Origin of the sequence: Clostridium putrefaciens, from assembly GCF_900461105.1 — a bacterium.
In the GTDB taxonomy this organism is placed as follows: Bacteria; Bacillota; Clostridia; order Clostridiales; family Clostridiaceae; genus Clostridium_L; species Clostridium_L putrefaciens.
Genome location: NZ_UFWZ01000001.1, coordinates 1,663,407 through 1,683,230, shown reverse-complemented (window position 1 = coordinate 1,683,230; position 19,824 = coordinate 1,663,407). Strand labels below are relative to the sequence as shown.

The following is a 19,824-nucleotide window of genomic DNA, read 5'->3' as shown; positions in this document are numbered from 1 at the left end:
GAATTTAAGGTGGTAAGAGAATGCTTCTTCAACTAAATATATATAATTTTGCATTAATTGAAAAGCTAAGCATATCATTTAAAGGTGGATTTAATGTGCTCTCTGGAGAAACAGGAGCAGGTAAATCTATAATTATTGATGCCATTAACTATGTTCTTGGCAGTAAATTTAATAAGGAATTAATAAGAAGTGGAGAACAAAAGACTTATGTAGAGGCTATTTTTTTATTAAAAAATCCAAAGACACTACTATTATTACAAGAGTTAGAAATAGAGTATGATGATATTATAATTATAAGTAGAGAAAGTTTTCAAAATGGAAAGAGTATAGTAAAGGTTAATGGTAAATCTGTAATCCTTTCCTCACTAAAAAGTATATCAAGCACTCTTATTGATATTCATGGTCAACATGAAAATCAAAATCTTCTAGATGCTAGCAATCATATAAATTATTTAGATGACTTTTCTGATAAAGATTTTGATATAAAGAAAAAAGATTATGAAAAAAGCTATAAAGAATTAAATGATATAATTAAAAAGATTGAAGATATAAAAGGAAAAGAAGATAGAGAAAAGTTAATTAATTACTTAGAATACCAAATAAATGATATTGATTCTGCAAATTTAGATCCAGATGAAGAGAGAAACTTAGAGGAAAGATTCAATATATTATCTAACGCAGAAAAGATAAGTAAGAGTATTAATATTGCGTATGGAGTATTAAATGATAGTGATGAAAACTTTACATCTACAAAGGATTTAATAAATTCAGCACTTAAAGAGTTAAGAAACATAGAAAAACATTCAGAAAAGATAAACAACTTAGCAGATCAACTTAAAAATATAAGCTTTTCTATGGAAGATATAATACTAGAGCTTAGAGTAATAAAAGAAGATATTATATATGATGATAATGAACTTGAAAAGATAAACTCTAGATTATACAAAATAGCGGATTATAAAAAGAAATATGGGAAAACTATATATGAAATTCTTAAATATAGAGATAATATTAAAAATCAATTTGAAGAGATCACAAATAGTGAAGAGATATTAAAAAAACTTGAAGTAAAAAAACAAAATTTAATGAATATATTAGAAGAAAAGGCAACTATAATACATGAGTTAAGAAAAAAGACAGCTAAGATACTAAAAAGCAAGATTAAAGTAGAATTAGATTATATTGGTCTTGAAAAAAGTAATTTCGATATATCTATTGAATATATAGATGTGTTTAATATTGATGGTAAAGACAAAGTCCAATTTTTAATATCTACTAATCCAGGAGAACCTTTAAAGCCTTTAGAAAAGATAATTTCAGGTGGAGAACTTTCAAGAATAATGTTGGCTTTAAAGACTATATTTGTAGATAACGATAAAATCCCAACAGTTATCTTTGATGAAATTGATACTGGGATAAGCGGTAGAATTGCTCAAAGGGTAGCAGAAAAGATGTATTTAATATCTAAAGAACATCAAGTTTTTTGTATAACGCATCTCCCTCAAATAGCCAGCATGTCAGATAATCACTTTTTAGTATATAAAACTATAAATAACAATAAAACTTATACGAAACTTATTAGTCTTACCATGAAAGAAAAAGAAATAGAAGTAGCAAAAATGATAGGCGGACTCAAAGTTACAGAAGTTACTTTAAAAAACTCAAAAGAAATAATTAATTTAGCAGATAAATCAAAGGAGACACTATCATAAAATATAATAAATTTAATACATACTTAATAGATATAATCACAAAATAAAACTATAAATTAATTTTATAGTTTTATTTTTTTGAAGTTTATCAATAAATAGAGTTTTAAAATATATATTTACTCTTATAACATTATTATTACAGGATATTAGTATAAGAAAAAGGGGAATTTAAAACTAGTGAAATAAAAAGAGGAGGAGAAGGCATGAGAAAAAATATATCTAATAAGTTATGCTTTATTTTAACTCCTATATTTATTCTTTTTTCTAATATTATTTTTAGCTTTAATGAAATACCAAATTTAATATTAGTAAAAGAAAGTCAAAGCATAAATATAAAACAAGTATTACAAAAAAGTGACATAAATAAAAACACTTTAAAAGCTTATCCTACATTTATTAAAGATAGTAATACTTTAAAAACTGAAACTACTGTAAAAACTAGTGGAAAAGCTAGTCCAAAAAGCATTTCAGAAATAGAACTTTATCCTGGCGGAAATGGCCTTGGAATAAAACTTAATACAAATGGAGTATTAGTAGTTGCATACTCACAAATAGAAAAAGAATCAAAAAACATATCTAGCATATCTGAAAAGGATGGAATAGAAATTGGAGATAATATATTAAAAATAAACAATGTTGAAATAAATACTGCAGAAGATATGATGAAATTAATAAATCAATGTGAGGGAAAAGAAATTTTGATTACTATTAGTAGAAAGGGGAATGTTATAGAAAAAAGCATTATGCCTGTGAAAAGTAAAAATGGAAAATATAAAATAGGGTTATGGATAAGAGATTCAACCTCTGGGGTAGGTACATTAACTTTTTATGATGCTAATACTAAAAAGTTTGCTGCATTAGGTCATCCTGTAACTGATGAAGATACAGGTAATATAATGACTATAAAAAATGGTGAAATTATAAAAGCAGCAATTGTAAGTGTAAAAAGAGGAGAAAAAGGAAGTCCTGGTGAGCTTAAAGGAAACTTTGTAGAAGAAACAGTACCCTTAGGAAATATAATAAATAATACTGAGTGTGGAATCTTTGGAGAAGCTTCAGATAATATAAAAGATTTAAATTTTAATAAACCACTAAAGATAGGCTCAAGAGAAGAATTAAAAGAAGGGCCTGCTGAGATAATAACAACAATAGATGATTCAGGACCTAAAAGGTATAAAATACAAATAGAAAAACTACTATATCAAGATAAACCGGGACCCAAGAGTATGGTAATAAAAGTCACAGACAAAGACCTTTTAGAGAAAACTGGAGGAATAGTTCAAGGTATGAGTGGAAGTCCTATAATTCAAAATAATAAACTAGTTGGAGCTGTAACACATGTATTAATAAATAAACCAGATACTGGATATGGGATATATATAGAGTGGATGTTGAAAGATTCTGGTATAATAGACTAGTAAAAACAATTTATTATAAATTATATATATAATTTAGAGGTTATAATCATATATATAAATAAAATGGAAAATGCTAAAGAGATTTAAAACTTCTTAGTGTTTTCCATTTAAATAACATAAATTCTTTATTTAAAGAAGGAAAAGCATTAGTTTTGTCGAAATAGTAATTGTTAAGATTTGGAATAAAGTATTAAAGGAGGAAAAATCAAAATGGAAGAATCAAAAATTTCAGTTCTAATTGCGGATGATAATAAAGAGTTTTGCAATATCTTAAATGATTATTTACTTAATCAAAAAGATATTATAGTATCAGGTATTGCAAAGGATGGGTTAGAAGCATTAAAGTTAATAGAGGAAAGAAAACCTGATTTAGTGGTTTTAGATATTATAATGCCCCATTTAGATGGGCTAGGTGTTCTAGAAAGATTAAATGTTATGAATATAGATCCTATGCCAAGAGTAATAGTATTATCAGCAGTAGGACAAGACAAGATAACACAAAGAGCTATAAGTTTAGGCGCGGATTATTATGTAGTAAAACCCTTCGATATGGATGTTTTCATAAAGAGAATAAGACAAATGTTTAATAATACATTAGCTACAGATACAAAGAAAACTGTTGTTTCAATGTCAGATAGTGTAGAACTAAGACCATTAAAAAAACAACCTATGGATTTAGAAGGTGAAATTACTAACATAATTCATGAGATAGGAGTGCCAGCACATATAAAAGGATATATGTATCTAAGAGACGCTATAAGTATGGTAGTAAACGATATGGAGCTTTTATCAGCAGTAACAAAAGAACTTTACCCTTCTATTGCAAAAAAATATAATACCACTCCAAGTAGAGTAGAAAGAGCGATAAGACATGCTATTGAAGTAGCATGGGGAAGAGGAGAGATAGAAACTATAAATAAAATTTTTGGATATACTGTACACAACCAGAAAGGAAAACCTACAAATTCTGAATTTATTGCTATGGTAGCAGACAAGTTAAGACTTCAAAATAGAGTAGTATAAATTAGGGATACTACGGTGTAAGAAAACTTGGACTTATATTTATATACCAATAGATATAAAACTATTCCAATAAATATTTTAAATTTAGAATATTAACCTTCAATATTTTTCAAAAAAGATATTGGAGGTTTTTTGTTGTGAAAGGTTAACATAAAAATTATAAGAATACGAACTATATAATAGACATATATATATCTAAGACATATGATAATAAAAAAGATTTAGGGAGGAAAAAGTAATGAGAGATAATAATTATGTTAATGCTATTACTCAGCATATTCAAAACAACTTTTGGCTTTATATCGTAAGCTTGCTATTTTTGTGTACAGGCATAGTACTCGGAATATATTCAATGAAATATATGTCAGAGGTAGATAAATTAGATTTATCAAATTACTTTAATTCATTTATTGAAATCCTTACTTCAAAAGAAATAAATAATAAAGGTATATTTTTTGAAGCAATAAAAAATAATATATCTGTTATTTTTCTTATATTCTTTTTAGGAATAACTTTTGTTGGATTACCTTTGATACTTTTAATTAATTTAATCAAAGGATTTACTATAGGATTTACAATATCATTTACCATAGATATGTTAGGTGGGAAAGGCTTAGCATTAGCTTTAATTGGAGTTATGCCACAAAATATAATATATATCCCTTGTATAATGGGAGCATCTGTAATATCTATGAGAACCTCTTTAGATAAGATAAAAAACAATTTATTTGGTAAAAGGAGCTATGCTATTAGCGAAAATAAAAATATCATAGTAAGTATAGCTACTATAATACTTATAGTAAGTCTAGGTATATTAATGGAAAGCTATGTTACTCCTTCAATATTAAAATATTTATTACAATAGTATATGACTATAATACAGAAAACTTTTTAACTTTGCTTAAATGTGTTAATATATATAGTATATATTAAGGATTATAGGTGAAAATTATGTATGAATACATGGAGAAGTATATAAGATTTATAAAAAGTAAAAGTTTATCTAAAAACACTATAGAAGCTTATAGTAACGATTTAGAAAAGTTTTTTTCATTTTTAAATGATAGGGAAGAACAATTCAATGAAGTTGATGAAATTTTAATTATGTCTTATGTCCAACAACTTATAAAAGAGGGAATAGCTAATTCCTCGATAAATAGAAATTTAGTTACTCTTAGAAACTTTTATAAATTTTTGTTACAAAAACATTTAATAATAGAATCTCCAATGATAAATTATGAACTACCTAAAATAAAAAGAGATCTTCCAGAAATACTTACAATAGAAGAAATAGATGTATTATTAAACTTACCCGATATAGGGACATATAAAGGGGTAAGAGATAGAGCTATGCTAGAATTAATGTATGCAACAGGTATCAAGGTTACGGAACTACTAAATTTAAGAATTTTTGATGTAAACCTAAACATGGAGTACATGGTATGCAAAGGATCAAAAGAAAAGGAAAGAATAATACCTTTAGGAAGCGTAGCTATAAGGTATGTGAGAGAATATTTAGATTTAAGAAAAACTATAAGTAATTCAGAAAGTTTATTATTATTCTTAAATTCAAGAGGAAATAAAATGAGTCGTCAAGGATTTTGGAAAATAGTTAAATCTTATGCTAAAGAAGCAGGCATTGATAAAGATATAAATTTATATACATTTAGGCACTCCTTTGCGGTTCACCTTTTACAAAATGGTGCAGATATTAAATCAGTACAGGAACTTTTAGGTCACGTTGACATATCAACTACAGAAATTTATTATTCTATAACCAAAAAGAATAAATTAATAGAAGTATACAAAAAGTCTCATCCAAGGGCCTAAATGATTAAAATTAAATAAGTAACATATTGAAAAACAGCTGTTAAATAGCTGTTTTTTTATTTTTTAAAAAATAATTTCATTTATAGTGATAATAATTTGAATTTAGGAAAAAATAAGTTTAAAGGAAGGAGGAATTACTATGAAAATGAAGAAAATCAAGATATTTTCAAGCTTAATTTTAATACTTAATTTGCTTATGGTAAATGTTTTCGCAGAGGAAAAGGAGTTAAAAAAAGATATAAAATCAGAGGGATTGAATATAGAAGCTAAATCCGGATTATTAATGGAGGTGAGTACAGGAAAGATTATTTTTGAAAAGAACTCTAAAGAAAAGTTTGCACCAGCTTCTGTTACTAAGATAATGACAATGCTTATAGCTATGGAGGAAGTAGATAAAGGCAATATTACATTTCAAGACAAGGTTACAATAAGTGAAACTGCAAAAAAAATGGGTGGTAGCACTATGCTATTAGATACAGGAGAGGTAAGAACAGTAGAAGAAATAATAAAGGGTATAGCTATAGCCTCAGGAAATGATGCAGCAGTGGCTATGGGCGAGTTTCTAGGAGGTACAGAGGATGCTTTTGTTAATATGATGAATGAAAGAGCCTCTAGCCTTGGAATGATGGACACTACATTTAAAAACTGTACTGGACTTCCGGAACAAGGTCATTTGAGTACCGCATATGATATATCAATAATGTCAAGGGAACTTTTAAAGCATTCTGACATATTAAAATATACGGGTACATATATGGAGACCATATCTGAAGGAAGAAAGTCACCTATAGAACTTGTAAATCATAATAAATTAGTAAGGTTTTTTGATGGCTGTGATGGACTAAAAACTGGATATACAGAGGAAGCTAAGTACTGCATATCTTCAACTGCATCTAAAGATGGAGTAAGAGTATTAGCTGTTATAATGGGATCCCCTACCTATAAAATAAGAAATAAAGATGCTAGCATGCTTATGAATTATGGTTTTTCTAAATTTGAGAGAAAAAGCATTGTAGAAAAAGATTCAGAAGTTGATAAAATAGTGCTAGATAAAAGTGGAGAAAGATACTTTATAGCAAAGGCTAAAGAAGATTTAAATATTATAGTAGAAAAGGGTCAAAAGGTTGAAACAACAAAAGAATTGATAATGGATAAAGATAAAAAAAGTTATAATAAAGATGATGTAATAGGTCACTGCAAATATTATGAAGGAGAAACTCTTTTAGGTGAAGTTGAGATATATACAGACAGAGAGATTAAAAAATCCACATTGATAGATAATATAAAGTATAACTTGAAGAATATATTTGAAGGGGCAATTTAAAAAAAGTAATAATACTATCCCTTTGAATTAACTAAATACAAAAATAGATTTATTCACCTAAACATATTTAAATTTAATATATAAAAATGAGTTTTTAAAATATATATACTTATATTTTTAGAAACTCTTTTTTTGCATTTAAGATATAAAGATGACAATATGGAAAGGCTATAATATAATTAATAAGTACTACTAGAGAGAAATTATAAGAGGTGGGTTTTATGGATGGTTTAAATATTAAAATATCAAATTTTGAAGGTCCCTTTGATTTGTTATTACACCTGATTAAAAAGAATAAGATGGATATTTACAATGTAAAGATATATGAAATTACTAATCAATATATAGAGTATATTAAAGAAATGAAAGAATTAGATCTTGAGATAACGTCAGAGTTTATAGTTATGGCTGCCACACTTATAGAATTTAAATCAAGGATGCTTCTTCCAAAGATAAAAAAAGAAGAGGATGAGGATGAAGAAGGATACAAAGAGGATCTATTACAAAAACTAATAGAGTATAAGAAATTTAAGAAGGCCTCAATGTACTTTAGAAAGCTAAAAGGTGATACAGGGGAAATGTATGCTAAAATGCCAGAAGTAATTGGAGAAAAAATACCTAAAACCAATGAAGAACTTTTAAAAGATGTTACTATGCTTAATTTATATAATGTATATAATAACTTAATAGTAAATTACAAAAACAAAAAGAATACTAGTAATATTATAGAAACAAAGATACCTTTAGATAAATATAAGGTAGAAGATAAGATACGGCATATACAAGATATTTTATATAAAAATAATAACATAACATTTTATGAGGTAATACTTTCTTGTAACTCTAAACTAGAAGTTGTTGTTACATTTTTAGCATTACTTGAATTAATAAAAGAAAGATCCATAAATGTTACTCAAGGGGATAGTTTTTCTGAAATTTACATAGAGAGGATTATATTAAATGCATAATAAAGATTTAAATCAAATAGAATTTGAACAAACATCAAAAAATATATTATATACTTCAGTAATAGAATCATTGCTATTTGTTAGCGGGGAACCTATAGATTTAAGATATATATCAAATATTATTGAATGTAGTAATGAATACACAAAAGAACTTTTAGATTTTATGATAAAGGATTATGAAGAGGATAAAAGAGGTATAAGACTAATACATATAGATGGTAGATATCAACTTGTTACAAAACCTGAAAATAGTGAATATATCCAAAAAATATTAAAGGGAAGTTCACGTCAGTCTCTATCTCAAGCAGCACTTGAAAGTCTTGCTATAATTGCATATAAACAGCCTATAACAAGGATTAATGTAGATGAGATAAGAGGTGTTAAAAGTGATAGTGCTATACAAAAGTTATTAGAAAGAAATTTAATAAAAGAAAATGGACGTTTAAATGTTCCAGGAAGACCAATACTTTATGGTACTACTGTTGAATTCTTGAAACAATTTAATATAGAGACACTTAAAGAGTTGCCATCACTAGAGTCATTTTTAGATGAGGTAGCAATTACAGAAGAAATATAATTATATAAAAAAATAAGTGTAATGTTAAGTTAGGGAAGTACAAATCTTCCCTAACTTATATAACTCACATCACTGACCACAAGCGTAGAAGATCTTTTTATTTTTCTTGACACTTTTTGTTATTTAATAAGTCTTTCATCATGTCTATTACCTGCGGAACAGTATCTACTATCTTATCATAGGTATTATCTTGATCTACGGATAGTAACCTTAAGCAATCATCTCTTAAAACTAAGAATGCCACAGGTTTAATGGATACTCCAGCCCCTGAACCACCTCCAAAAGGGAAATTGGTTGTATCGTCCCCACTGTTTTTTTTGCAGGTAGGTAAAAATTCAGATCCACCTGAAGCAAACCCAAAAGATACTGTTGAAATAGGTAATATAACACTACCATCTTTCGTTTCAATTGTATCACCGACTATAGTGTTTACATCTACCATATCTCGAATGTTTTCCATAGTAGTTTTCATTAAATTGTCAATAGGATGATTTTCCATAATGATGCTAAGAGTGTAATCACTCTTTAGCTTTCACCTCCTTAATTGATTTCCTATACATAAAAAGTATACTAATAACTTGTGCCATATTTATGTAAATTATGCACTTTGTTTTTAAGTGTAAAATGTTTTTATTGAAATTTGGCACTATTTTAAAATTGTAATGTTTTATCTTAAATATATTTTGTAATAAGGGATATAGTATATAAAAAAATGAGTTCAAGGTACCGTAGGATATAGCAGTAAGTGAAGCATCATTACATCCATATTCTATATAAGTATCTATAAATATATTACTTTTAAAATTAGAGGATTTATATCTGTTTAAAAGATTAAAATATTTTATCTTATTAGATTTAATACCTTTAGGTAAACTTTGTTTTTTTTCTTTGTGTAAATTAATAGATTTGTTAAATAATTTAATATGAACCTTTTTATTTTTTACTTCTAGGCTTATTCTTAAGGGAATGGGTATAAACGCAAGTATAATTAAAAAAGAAAATATAATTAAAGCTTTAATAAACATGATTTGTCCTCCAATCAACAACATATATTATATTATTGCCAATAATTCCTCTTTTAAGTATATATATATAAAAATAATTAGTATCAATGTTAGGTTATTGGAAATACTAATTTAAAGCTTAATATATGGAGGTATATATTTATGAGGAAAAAACAATGTTATATAGCCAAGGTTTTAGTTATATTATTTATAACTACCTTATTATTTAATACTAAAGCTTTAGCGAAAGTAAACTCAAATGATTTGAAAGAAATTAGAGTTTCAGCATTATCTGCTGTAGCTATTGATGCTAAAACAGGAAGAGTATTATACGATAAAGGTTCTCATACAATATTACCAATGGCTAGTACAACGAAAATAGCTACAGCTTTAGTTGCATTAAAATATGGAGATTTAGATAAGACAGTTGAAATAAGTAAAAACGCTCAAAATGTAAAAGGTTCAAAGGTTGGGTATAAAAAAGGTGAGAACATTACAATAAAAGAGCTCTTATATGGACTTTTATTTAAATCAGGAAATGATGCAGCTATAGCTATATCAGAAGGCATTGCAGGATCAGTAGATGGATTTATTGAACTTATGAATGAGTATGCACTTAATATAGGACTTTTAGATACAAGTTTTAGTACACCTCATGGCCTAGACAAAGAAGATCACTATTCTACCGCTTATGATTTAGCGCTATTAACAGTTAAGGCAAAAGAAAGTGAAATATTTAGCAAAATAGTCTCTAGTAAAAGCGTAAAAAAAGATGAAATGAATTTCAAAAGAGACTACAATAATATAAACAAATTACTTTGGCAAATTCCAGAAGCTAATGGAGTGAAGACAGGATATACAGGAAATGCAGGTAAATGCCTTGTATCATCTATATCTTATGATAATAATGATATAATAATCGTAGTTTTAAATTGCAACGAAAGATGGAAAGAAACTAAAAATATTTATGATTATATTTTGAGAAAATATGAATATAAAAAGGTGTTTTCAAAAGATGATATAGTGAAAGAAGTAGAAATTAAAGATGGTATAGATAGCGTAAAAGCATATATAAAAGAAGACATAATAGTTCCAATAGAAAAAGGTAAAAGTGAAGATATTAATATAATAGTTAATAAAGATATTAAGGCACCCATAAAAAAGGATGACATAGTAGGGAGTATTATAATAAAATCACAAGAAGATATAATTTATGAAGACATAATGTATACTAAAGAAGATGTAGGAAGTATATCAAACTTTCAAAAATTAAAGAGTAAATTATTTAAATAACTTTTAAATTAATATCTTTAGTTGTAACATATGTTATTTAAATAAATACTTTAATAATATAGAAAAGTATTTATAATATTCTTTTTAAACAGGAAAGGATGGTATATATGAAATATGAAATAATAGATTGTATTGATGCAGGAACAGAATTTTGTCGTTGATACATAAAAATACATCATATATACCATAAAGATTATTTGTAATTTATTTCTAAGCTATGATTTTTCTCATCAAAATAAATAGATGCTATAAGTTCTCTTAAGATATACTTTTTTTCCTCTAGAGTAATATAATCTTTAAACATTGATAAATTAAGCTTTTCTTTTGAAAAAAGATTTAATAGATAATTATTTTCCAGATGAATCTTTCTATATAACTGTTTATCTTTTAAATTGTTAACAAAAGTCTCAAGTTCTATTATCTTAGGTTTAATGTGTTTTGAGAGTTCAGGACTTAAAGATAATTCATCTAGTAAGTTTTGGATCTGAATATTTTTATATTGTATTTCTTTATTAACATTAAGAGAATATAAGGGGTAATCTTTTAATTTTATGGTATTAAAAAGAGAGTTAATAAGTTTAGAAGTATCAATTAAAATTTTATTTATATCTTCCAATAAAGCACTTTCTATTTCATCAACTCTTACATTTCCATTATTACATAACTTACCCTTTGATTTAGATTTATTTTCACAGACATAATATAAGATTCTAATATTAGAATTAGCCAAAGTATGTCCGTGCTTAATATACATATTTCCGCTACAATTGGAGCATTTTAATATACCAACCAAAAGAGCTCTATTTGATGTACCTTTGGAAGGGGGCATCCTTGAATTAGTATCTAGTAGGGTTTGGACTTGTAACCACTTAGTGCTATCAATTATGCCGTTATGATCACTTATAGAGGCTACCCACTCTGATCTATCTCTTTTTTGTGTTATATTTTTAGTTTTATTATAAATTAAAATACCATGTCCGTTAGGATTTCCAAAAACATTTATATTATTATCACTTAAATAATCTAATACCTTAGGAGAGCTTTTAACGTACACTGGAGATCTTAATATAATTTGAACCCTTTTAGCGGTCCAATTAATGCTAGATTTTGCAGGTATCATATTTTCATTTAGAAAATCTTTAACCTTATTTAAAGATCCTTTTTTATCATATAAATCATAGATAAGCTTTATAGTTCTAATTTCACTTTCAATAGGAGAGAGTACATAAGTTTTCTTATCTATTTTACTATTGTTATAAAAGGTTTTACACTTACTTTTATAACCTAATGGAGTTTGACCACCAAGCCACTGACCTCCTTTTGCTAGCAAAAGCATATTATCTGAAACCCTTTGGGCAGTAGTCTCACGTTCTAGCTGAGCAAAGATAGAAGCTATATACATCATAGCCTTACCCATAGGAGATGATGTGTCAAATTGTTCTTTGATACTAACAAATTGTATATTCAATGTATCTAATTCATTAATGATGTTTGTAAAGTCATATAAGTTCCTACTGATTCTATCTAATCTATAACAGATTATAAAATTAAATTTATGACACCTAGCATCATCTAGCATCTTTTTAAATTCAGGTCTTTCAGTATTTTTACCAGAAAAGCCCTCATCTTCATAAATAAATGTTTCATCTATATTTTTATTTTTGCAATAATCTTTGCAAAGGTTAATTTGGTTTTCAATAGAATCTCCAGTGTTAGTTATTCTTGACTTTCTTGAATAAATAGCTACTTTCATAATATTCCACCTAAAACAATAATAATAATAATATAGTATTCCATCTAATATATAAAGGTTCATATGCAAGTATTAAAAGACTAAAGGAGGGTTTGAGTTTGAAAAAAAAGATAGAAAAGGTTTTGGTTAATAATTATAAACAGGAAGTGTGTAGAGAAACTTTACTAAGTAACCTAGTAGAAATAATATCTTTAAAATTAAATAATGATGATCTTGAAGTATTATACAACAGTTTTAAAGCTGAAAATGAAGACAAATTAATATAAAAGTGCTATAATACCTAGGAAAAAGAGAGGTGTTACAATGAATAATATAGCTGGAGAAGGTTGCGATATTTTAGTGCCTTTTAATGAAAGAAAGCCATTAAAAGACATAGAAAAAAGTCTTATAAAAACATATAAAAAGCATGTTTGGTCTAAATTTATTAAGGCCATAAAAGAATATAAATTGGTTGAAGAGGGAGATAGAGTTGCAGTTGCTATATCAGGAGGTAAGGATAGCATAATTATGGCTAAGCTATTTCAAGAGTTACATCGCCATAGTGACGTAAATTTTGAACTTCGTTTTATTGCTATGGATCCTGGGTACCACGATAATATTAGAGAACTACTAATAGATAACTGCAATTATTTAGAAATACCTGTAGAGATATTTAATTCAGGTATATTTGATGTAGTTGATAAGATAGCAAAGGATTATCCTTGTTATATGTGTGCCAAAATGAGAAGAGGTGCTCTTTACGCTAAGGCTAAGGAATTAAACTGTAATAAGCTTGCTTTAGGACATCATTTTAATGATGTTATTGAGACGACTTTATTAAATGTTTTATATGCAGGTAATTTTAGAACTATGCTTCCGAAACTAAAGGCGTCAAACTTTGAGGGTATAGAACTTATAAGACCACTATATTATGTAGAAGAAAAATACATACAAAACTTCATCCAAAATAGTGGCATATGGCCACTAAATTGTGCTTGTATGGTATCAGCAAAAAAGATAGGAAATAAAAGACATGAGATAAAAGATCTTATTGAAAGTTTAAAATTAACCAATAGAGATATAGATAAGTCAATATTTAAAGCCGCAGAAAACGTAGAGATAGACTCTATATTAGGATGGAAAAAAGACGGAGAAAGCCATTCATATTTAGAATTTTATGATATGTAAAGTTATAAAAAAGGAATTCCTAATATGTAGGAATTCCTTTTTGAATTTAATACTATGAATATTATTAACAAATAAATACAAAATTATGATATGATTTCCTGGGAAATCATTAGCTTAAATATTGGTCAAATTTTATTTGAAACATTTAATCTATTTAGAAGTTAAATAACCTTCTTCTTTTAATAACTCTGCAGTTAATACAGCCCCACCTGCTGCCCCACGAAGTGTATTGTGAGATAAACATACAAATTTATAATGGAATAATGGATCTTCTCTAAGTCTACCAAGGGTAATTCCCATACCATTATACATATCTCTATCTAAATTAGTCTGAGGTCTGTCAGCTTCTTCAAAATAGGTTAAAAGCTGTTTTGGAGCAGTAGGTAAGGAAAGTAACTGTGGCTTTCCTTTAAAGTCATTCCAAGATTTTATGATATCATCCTTAGTAGGTTTTTCTTCAAAAGATACAGAAACTGTAGCTAAATGTCCATCGGATACAGGTACCCTTACACATTGTGCGCTTATTATAGGAGAGGTAGCTAAATTTATTTTATCATCTTTAATATTTCCCCAAATCTTAAGCGGTTCCTTTTCACTTTTTTCTTCTTCTCCACCTATATAAGGTATTACGTTGTCTAGTATTTCAGGCCAATCTGAAAATAGTTTTCCACTACCAGAAATTGCTTGATAAGTGCTCACTATTATCTTTGTAGGTTTATATTTTAATAGTGCACTAATTGCAGGAACATAACTTTGAATTGAACAGTTTGGCTTTGTTACAATAAATCCTTTAGTCGTTCCAAGTCTTTTTTGTTGAGCTTTTATTACCTCAAAATGATTTGAATTTATTTCCGGTATTATCATAGGAATATCATCAAACATTCTATTAGCAGAATTATTTGATATTACTGGTGTGTTTGCTTTAGCATAAGCTTCTTCTAGCTTAATTATATCTTCTGTATCCATATTTACAGCACAAAAGACAAAATCTACAGATTCACTTATTTCTTTAACTTCATTTATATCTTTAACAATAATTTCTTTTACCTTGTTTGGGAGTGGAAGATCTAACTTCCATTTGCCATGAACTGCATCCTCATACCTCTTTCCAGCAGAGTTTTTGCTAGCAGCGATTTCCTTTATTTCAAAGTAAGGATGGTTTTGTAATAATGTAATTAATCTTTGCCCTACAAAACCTGTTCCCCCGAGTATACCTACTTTTAATTTACTACTCATAAGACACCTCCATAATATTATATAACTTTATTATACTTTCATATATTATATATGTACACATAGGTAGCTTAATTTATTATAAGATATTAAGTATATTAAACATTATAATATTAAAAACCTCCATTAGGGTTTATTTTTCAGGGGTTTTAATATATACTTTTACGTATAATTATAGTTTTAAATGGGGGAGATTATGTGAGTAGTTTATGGGGAGATGTAAAAAGGATTGAAGAGGATATAGAAACCTTAGAAAAGCTTAAAATTGATATTTTAATGATGATAGACTTTCCACTTTGGAATAGATTAACCAATGCCATGCAAGGTATATGTAAGTGTTATGTAGATTTCATTAAAAATGAAAATGAACTTGGGATTTTAGAGGATTTATATGAAGAGGAGAAGTATAGACATATTAGAAAATCTGAATTATTAAGTTATATGGAAGAAATAAAATTAAATATTAAAGTTTATATTAAAGATAGAAATGAAATTTTAAAGGACTTTTCTGAGGAAAAGATAAAAGAATTTCAAGATATATACATAAAGATATCTGAGCTCGAGCAAAAAAGACTCCAAATAATGCAGCTAATAAATATGAAGTATGAATAGAGAAAAGAAATAATTTAATTAAAATAATATGGAATGTATTAGTATATAAAAGCCTGTATCTTATTTTACGTAGTAATTTAGGATGTAGGCTCATTTTTTTATGATGCATTTTTATGTATTAACCTTGTCCTTGCCATCTAGCAGAGTCAGGAGATTGCATTATATGTTCACAACTTTCGGGAAAGCATTTTTGCGACTGCATTAATTGGAAGGGAGTATGTATTTATCAAGAATATCATGATAATAAAAACAAGGTGAATGAAGATAGGAAGGAATTTACCTGTAAGATTTTAAGTAAAAAATATTTAGAAACAAATGTTATATCTCTTACTATATTAGTATCTCATAAACTAGCTCAAGATCTTTATGCTGCTGGTAGTTATGTATTTATGAGAAATCCTGAAGCCATAAGCTATTACGATACGCCTATTTCAATTATGGATGTAAATTTAGAAGAAAACACAATAAAAGTAATTATAGAAATAAAAGGTATTAAAACTAAAAGCATAGAAAAGTTATCAGAAGATGAAAAAGTTATAATAAGAGGACCTTACTGGAATGGAGTATTTGGACTTAAAAATATAGCAAAAACCACAGAAGGTCATTCATTAGTGGTATGTAGTGGTATAGGAATGGCACCCATGATACCTGTAATAAAAAAACTATATTCAAATGGAAATAAGGTAACAGTAATATTAGATAAAGCTGGATACAAAAATATTTTTATAGAAGAAGATTTAAAAAAGTATGATGTAGAATTAATTGAATGTGACTTATTAGTATCAGGGGAGTTTACTAAAGAGGCTAAAGGTATTATAGAAGAATTTATAGAAAGTAAATCTATAAATTTAATACATTGTTCTGGGGCAAATATTTTAATATTTAAATTAATAGAGCTTAATAATAAAAGAATTAAATTATCTTGCTGTAATAATGCTAAGTTGTGTTGTGGCGAAGGGGTTTGTGGAAGTTGCACTGAAAGATATGAGGGCCATAAGAAAAAGAGATTATGTAAGGTTCAAGCAGAACCAAATAGTATATTTGAGGGGAGAAGACTTATATGAAAGTTGTAGTTATTGGAGCAGGTTGGTCAGGTATTGCAGCAGCTATAGCTGCTAAAAAGGCAGGAGCAGAAGTTACACTATTAGAAAAAACAGACCTTACCTTAGGCCTTGGAAATGTAGGGGGCATAATGAGAAACAATGGTAGATTTACTGCCACAGAAGAATTAATAGCAATGGGAGCTGGCGAGCTAATAGAAATAACAGATGGAATATCAAGACATAAAAACATAGAGTTTCCGGGTCATAAAGATGCCTGGCTATATGATGTGAACAAAATAGAACCCCTAGTTAGGAAACACATTGAGGACTTAGGCATAGATTTAAAGCTTATAGCTAGAGTTTCAGACATTGAAAGAGAAGGAAAAAGGATAATGGGTATCTACTTAAGTGATGGTACTTATATTAAAGGAGATGTTTTTGTAGAAACTACAGGATCTACAGGCCCCATGGGTAATTGCTTAAGATATGGGAATGGATGCTCGATGTGCATATTAAGATGTCCAGCCTTTGGGCCAAGGATAAGTATAAGTGCTAGAGCTGGTATAGATGACTTACAAGGGGAGAGAGAAGACGATGTATTTGGAGCTTTTAGTGGCTCTTGTAAGTTAGCTAAAGAAAGTTTATCAGAAGAAATAAGAGAAAAGCTAGATAAAGATGGGGTAGCAGTTTTAAAAGTTCCAGCAGAAGATGTGCATTTAGATAAATTAAAATCTAAAGTATGTCAACAATATGCATTAAAAGAATTTGCAGAAAATATAGTTCTACTAGATACTGGTGAGGCAAAACTTATGACTACCTTTTATCCATTAGATAAGCTACGAAAAATAAAGGGCATGGAAAGTGCTAAATATATAGACCCTTATGCTGGAGGAAAAGGGAATTCCATAAGATATTTATCAGTGGCACCAAGAACGGACGATATGAGAGTAAAGGGCATTGATAATTTATTTGTAGGTGGAGAAAAGTCAGGACTTTTTGTAGGGCATACAGAAGCTCGCCATAGCAATCTGCAATTTTTTAGTTATAGCTCCGCAGTAATGTTTTTCTAGAGAAAAATCTATTTTTTTTTTGGACTTCCCCATAATTTTATATCAACTTCTCCAGTAGATCCATTCCAGCTTATTTTGTCTATCAGAGTGGAGATTAAGTATTTTTTATTTTCTATGTCAGCATAATCAATAGTGCTGTAAAAGTTTTTTAAGTTGTAAATTAACAAATCTACATTTATGTCTATTTCAGAACCTTTAGATTTATTTTCAGATAAAGCTTTAAGTTTAGCTTTTGTATCATTAATTTCTTTTTCACGTTTTTCTATTTCATCAAATATGTAATTTGAAGCAATAGAACTTTGTTTTTTTGCTAGTTGCTTAACTAAATTATTTATAGCTTCTTCATTAGATTTTAATGAAGCTTTAAGTAAGTTTAATTCATCAGCATAATTACATTTATCATTTACTTGATTTTTAACTGATTTTAATTCCTCTAGTAATAAACCATTATCCTTGGTAACATTCTTTAATTTATCTATAACAATAGATTCAATTTCATCACTTCTAACATTTGAATTATCACACCTTGTGCCTTTAGAATATACCTTTAGGCTACAACCATAATAGAACCTCTTATTACCTTCTTTATCTTTAGAACCATGTATAACAGTCATGGGTGATCCACATTTACCACATCTTAATAAGCCAGATAATAGGGTGGTATGAGTTTTACCAAGTCTAGGGGAGTTTTTTTTGTTAATTATTAAAGTCTGTTGAATCTTTAACCATTTATCTGCATCTATAATTCCAGAGTGTTTTGCGATTGCTGCAATCCATTCTGTTTTTTCTCTATGAACATTAGGACCTTTTTTCTTATTATAACTTAAAATACCACTTTTATTATTAGGCTTACCTATACAATCTATTCCTTTTTCTATAAGAAAATCAAAAACTTCTTGATTTGCCTTAACATAAGTAGGGCTTTGCAGTAAATCAGATATAGATTTTGCATTCCAATCAGAACCAAATTTAGTTTTGAAATTATTTTCTAATAAATACTGGTTAACTTTTCTTAATGAATTAAATTCCAGATACTTTTCATAAATAAGCTTAACCAACTTTAATTCATCATCTATAGGAGAAAGCATATATGTAGTTCGCTCTTTATATTCTTCATCCAAAGATATAGTCTTTTTACTGTCAAAGCCTAGTGGAGTTTGCCCACCTAGCCATCGACCAGATTTAGCTAGTTCAAGCATGTTATCCCTTATTCGTTCTGCTATGGTATCACGTTCTAATTCTGCAAACACAGATGCAATATAAATCATAGCTTTTCCCATAGGTGTTGAAGTATCAAATTGTTCTTTTATACTGACAAAAGCTATGTTGTTACTTTGTAGTAATTCTAGACTAGAAGAAAAGTCTGCTACATTCCTACTTATACGGTCTAGTCTATAACATATAAGAACGTCAAATTTTTTCTTTTTAACATCTGCCATAAGTTCAATAAATTTAGGCCTATTAGTATTGCTACCACTAAATCCCTCATCTTCGTAAATTACAAATTCAGTTATTCCTAAAATCTTTTCTCCATACTCCTTGCACATTTGTACTTGGTTTTCAACGGAATCTCCTTTTCCAGTAAACTTAGATTTTCTACTGTATATAGCTGCTATCAATTGCTACACCTCCTAAATGTATATTTATATAATTACATTAGCATAGATTATTGCTTCTTTCAATTAGGTTATAAATATAGTTGATTTTAAATAACTAAGTGTTAGAAGGGAATGCTTTTTATATATTATATTATATAAACTAAAATATAAAAACACATTGAATAAACTTAATTTTCAA

18 protein-coding genes and 1 pseudogene are annotated in these 19,824 nt (G+C 27.8%); 14 read left to right on the top strand and 5 right to left on the bottom strand.

All coding sequences use genetic code 11. The features are described 5' to 3' along the window. Positions 1–20: 20 nt before the first annotated feature. The 8 genes from recN to scpB all read left to right on the top strand — a co-directional run bounded on the left by recN (position 21) and on the right by scpB (position 8,852). On the top strand, positions 21–1,712 hold the full coding sequence (gene recN, locus DY168_RS07245) for a DNA repair protein RecN (RefSeq protein WP_115641156.1): 1,692 nt from the start codon (positions 21–23) through the stop codon (positions 1,710–1,712). A gap of 203 nt (positions 1,713–1,915) precedes the next feature. Then, positions 1,916–3,130 (top strand): SpoIVB peptidase, encoded by a 1,215-nt coding sequence (gene spoIVB, locus DY168_RS07240; RefSeq protein WP_115641155.1) that lies wholly within the window; start codon positions 1,916–1,918, stop codon positions 3,128–3,130. Positions 3,131–3,340: 210 nt separating this feature from the next. After that, on the top strand, positions 3,341–4,153 hold the full coding sequence (spo0A, locus tag DY168_RS07235; protein WP_115641154.1) for a sporulation transcription factor Spo0A: 813 nt from the start codon (positions 3,341–3,343) through the stop codon (positions 4,151–4,153). Positions 4,154–4,391: 238 nt separating this feature from the next. Beyond that, positions 4,392–5,018, top strand: a complete 627-nt coding sequence (gene spoIIM, locus DY168_RS07230) for a stage II sporulation protein M (RefSeq protein WP_115641153.1) — start codon at positions 4,392–4,394, stop codon at positions 5,016–5,018. 86 nt (positions 5,019–5,104) lie between these two features. Then, positions 5,105–5,983, top strand: a complete 879-nt coding sequence (gene xerD, locus DY168_RS07225) for a site-specific tyrosine recombinase XerD (protein WP_115641152.1) — start codon at positions 5,105–5,107, stop codon at positions 5,981–5,983. 196 nt (positions 5,984–6,179) lie between these two features. Then, positions 6,180–7,307, top strand: a complete 1,128-nt coding sequence (locus DY168_RS07220) for a D-alanyl-D-alanine carboxypeptidase family protein (RefSeq protein WP_423237250.1) — start codon at positions 6,180–6,182, stop codon at positions 7,305–7,307. Positions 7,308–7,528: 221 nt separating this feature from the next. Then, entirely contained in the window at positions 7,529–8,275 is a 747-nt protein-coding gene (locus DY168_RS07215; protein ID WP_115641150.1) for a segregation/condensation protein A, read from the top strand. Further along, entirely contained in the window at positions 8,268–8,852 is a 585-nt protein-coding gene (gene scpB, locus DY168_RS07210) for an SMC-Scp complex subunit ScpB (RefSeq protein WP_115641149.1), read from the top strand. The genes DY168_RS07215 and scpB overlap by 8 nt, the downstream gene beginning before the upstream one ends. Before the next feature lie 97 nt (positions 8,853–8,949). On the opposite strand, the gene ytfJ is transcribed toward scpB, so the two are convergent. Together ytfJ and DY168_RS07200 are read right to left on the bottom strand one after the other, a co-directional pair. Then, positions 8,950–9,357, bottom strand: coding sequence for a GerW family sporulation protein (gene ytfJ / locus DY168_RS07205; RefSeq protein ID WP_115641148.1), 408 nt, complete (start codon positions 9,355–9,357; stop codon positions 8,950–8,952). A gap of 13 nt (positions 9,358–9,370) precedes the next feature. Beyond that, complete coding sequence (locus tag DY168_RS07200) at positions 9,371–9,877, bottom strand: DUF2953 domain-containing protein (RefSeq protein ID WP_172556294.1); 507 nt, start codon at positions 9,875–9,877, stop codon at positions 9,371–9,373. A gap of 141 nt (positions 9,878–10,018) precedes the next feature. Here DY168_RS07200 and DY168_RS07195 point away from each other — a divergent pair, with 141 nt between their 5' ends. Beyond that, the gene (locus tag DY168_RS07195; protein ID WP_115641146.1) at positions 10,019–11,149 is read left to right on the top strand and encodes a D-alanyl-D-alanine carboxypeptidase family protein; all 1,131 of its coding nucleotides are present in this window, start codon (positions 10,019–10,021) and stop codon (positions 11,147–11,149) included. A gap of 193 nt (positions 11,150–11,342) precedes the next feature. Here the strand turns inward: DY168_RS07195 and DY168_RS07190 are convergent, their stop codons facing one another. Next, positions 11,343–12,902, bottom strand: coding sequence for a recombinase family protein (locus tag DY168_RS07190; RefSeq protein ID WP_172556293.1), 1,560 nt, complete (start codon positions 12,900–12,902; stop codon positions 11,343–11,345). 98 nt (positions 12,903–13,000) lie between these two features. Here DY168_RS07190 and DY168_RS14660 point away from each other — a divergent pair, with 98 nt between their 5' ends. Both DY168_RS14660 and DY168_RS07185 read left to right on the top strand, forming a co-directional pair. Further along, entirely contained in the window at positions 13,001–13,168 is a 168-nt protein-coding gene (locus DY168_RS14660; RefSeq protein ID WP_172556292.1) for a hypothetical protein, read from the top strand. A 37-nt stretch (positions 13,169–13,205) separates the two neighbouring features. After that, the gene (locus tag DY168_RS07185) at positions 13,206–14,069 is read left to right on the top strand and encodes a tRNA 2-thiocytidine biosynthesis TtcA family protein (protein ID WP_115641144.1); all 864 of its coding nucleotides are present in this window, start codon (positions 13,206–13,208) and stop codon (positions 14,067–14,069) included. A 150-nt stretch (positions 14,070–14,219) separates the two neighbouring features. Here DY168_RS07185 and asd read toward each other — a convergent pair whose 3' ends face one another. Continuing rightward, positions 14,220–15,305 (bottom strand): aspartate-semialdehyde dehydrogenase, encoded by a 1,086-nt coding sequence (asd, locus tag DY168_RS07180; protein WP_115641143.1) that lies wholly within the window; start codon positions 15,303–15,305, stop codon positions 14,220–14,222. A gap of 195 nt (positions 15,306–15,500) precedes the next feature. On the opposite strand from asd, the gene DY168_RS07175 reads away from it, so the two are divergent. The 3 genes and pseudogenes from DY168_RS07175 to DY168_RS07165 form a co-directional block, all read left to right on the top strand. Next, the gene (locus DY168_RS07175) at positions 15,501–15,914 is read left to right on the top strand and encodes a hypothetical protein (protein ID WP_115641142.1); all 414 of its coding nucleotides are present in this window, start codon (positions 15,501–15,503) and stop codon (positions 15,912–15,914) included. Between the two features lie 161 nt (positions 15,915–16,075). After that, positions 16,076–16,978 (top strand): sulfide/dihydroorotate dehydrogenase-like FAD/NAD-binding protein, encoded by a 903-nt coding sequence (locus tag DY168_RS07170; RefSeq protein WP_242984168.1) that lies wholly within the window; start codon positions 16,076–16,078, stop codon positions 16,976–16,978. Next, positions 16,975–17,973: pseudogene (locus tag DY168_RS07165) on the top strand (FAD-dependent oxidoreductase); the annotation flags it as partial. The gene DY168_RS07170 and the pseudogene DY168_RS07165, both read left to right, overlap by 4 nt. 62 nt (positions 17,974–18,035) lie before the next feature. Here the strand turns inward: DY168_RS07165 and DY168_RS07160 are convergent. Beyond that, complete coding sequence (locus DY168_RS07160) at positions 18,036–19,646, bottom strand: recombinase family protein (protein WP_115641139.1); 1,611 nt, start codon at positions 19,644–19,646, stop codon at positions 18,036–18,038. Positions 19,647–19,824 lie beyond the last annotated feature (178 nt).

Bases quoted from the DNA above. Each gene is read 5' to 3' on its own strand.
- xerD (WP_115641152.1), top strand. From the start codon at position 5,105: ATGTATGAATACATGGAGAAGTATATAAGATTTATAAAAAGTAAAAGT.
- spoIIM (WP_115641153.1), top strand. From the start codon at position 4,392: ATGAGAGATAATAATTATGTTAATGCTATTACTCAGCATATTCAAAAC.
- recN (WP_115641156.1), top strand. From the start codon at position 21: ATGCTTCTTCAACTAAATATATATAATTTTGCATTAATTGAAAAGCTA.
- spoIVB (WP_115641155.1), top strand. From the start codon at position 1,916: ATGAGAAAAAATATATCTAATAAGTTATGCTTTATTTTAACTCCTATA.
- asd (WP_115641143.1), bottom strand. From the start codon at position 15,305: ATGAGTAGTAAATTAAAAGTAGGTATACTCGGGGGAACAGGTTTTGTA.
- DY168_RS07185 (WP_115641144.1), top strand. From the start codon at position 13,206: ATGAATAATATAGCTGGAGAAGGTTGCGATATTTTAGTGCCTTTTAAT.
- spo0A (WP_115641154.1), top strand. From the start codon at position 3,341: ATGGAAGAATCAAAAATTTCAGTTCTAATTGCGGATGATAATAAAGAG.
- DY168_RS07200 (WP_172556294.1), bottom strand. From the start codon at position 9,877: ATGTTTATTAAAGCTTTAATTATATTTTCTTTTTTAATTATACTTGCG.
- DY168_RS07220 (WP_423237250.1), top strand. From the start codon at position 6,180: ATGGTAAATGTTTTCGCAGAGGAAAAGGAGTTAAAAAAAGATATAAAA.
- DY168_RS07190 (WP_172556293.1), bottom strand. From the start codon at position 12,902: ATGAAAGTAGCTATTTATTCAAGAAAGTCAAGAATAACTAACACTGGA.
- DY168_RS07195 (WP_115641146.1), top strand. From the start codon at position 10,019: ATGAGGAAAAAACAATGTTATATAGCCAAGGTTTTAGTTATATTATTT.
- DY168_RS07215 (WP_115641150.1), top strand. From the start codon at position 7,529: ATGGATGGTTTAAATATTAAAATATCAAATTTTGAAGGTCCCTTTGAT.
- scpB (WP_115641149.1), top strand. From the start codon at position 8,268: ATGCATAATAAAGATTTAAATCAAATAGAATTTGAACAAACATCAAAA.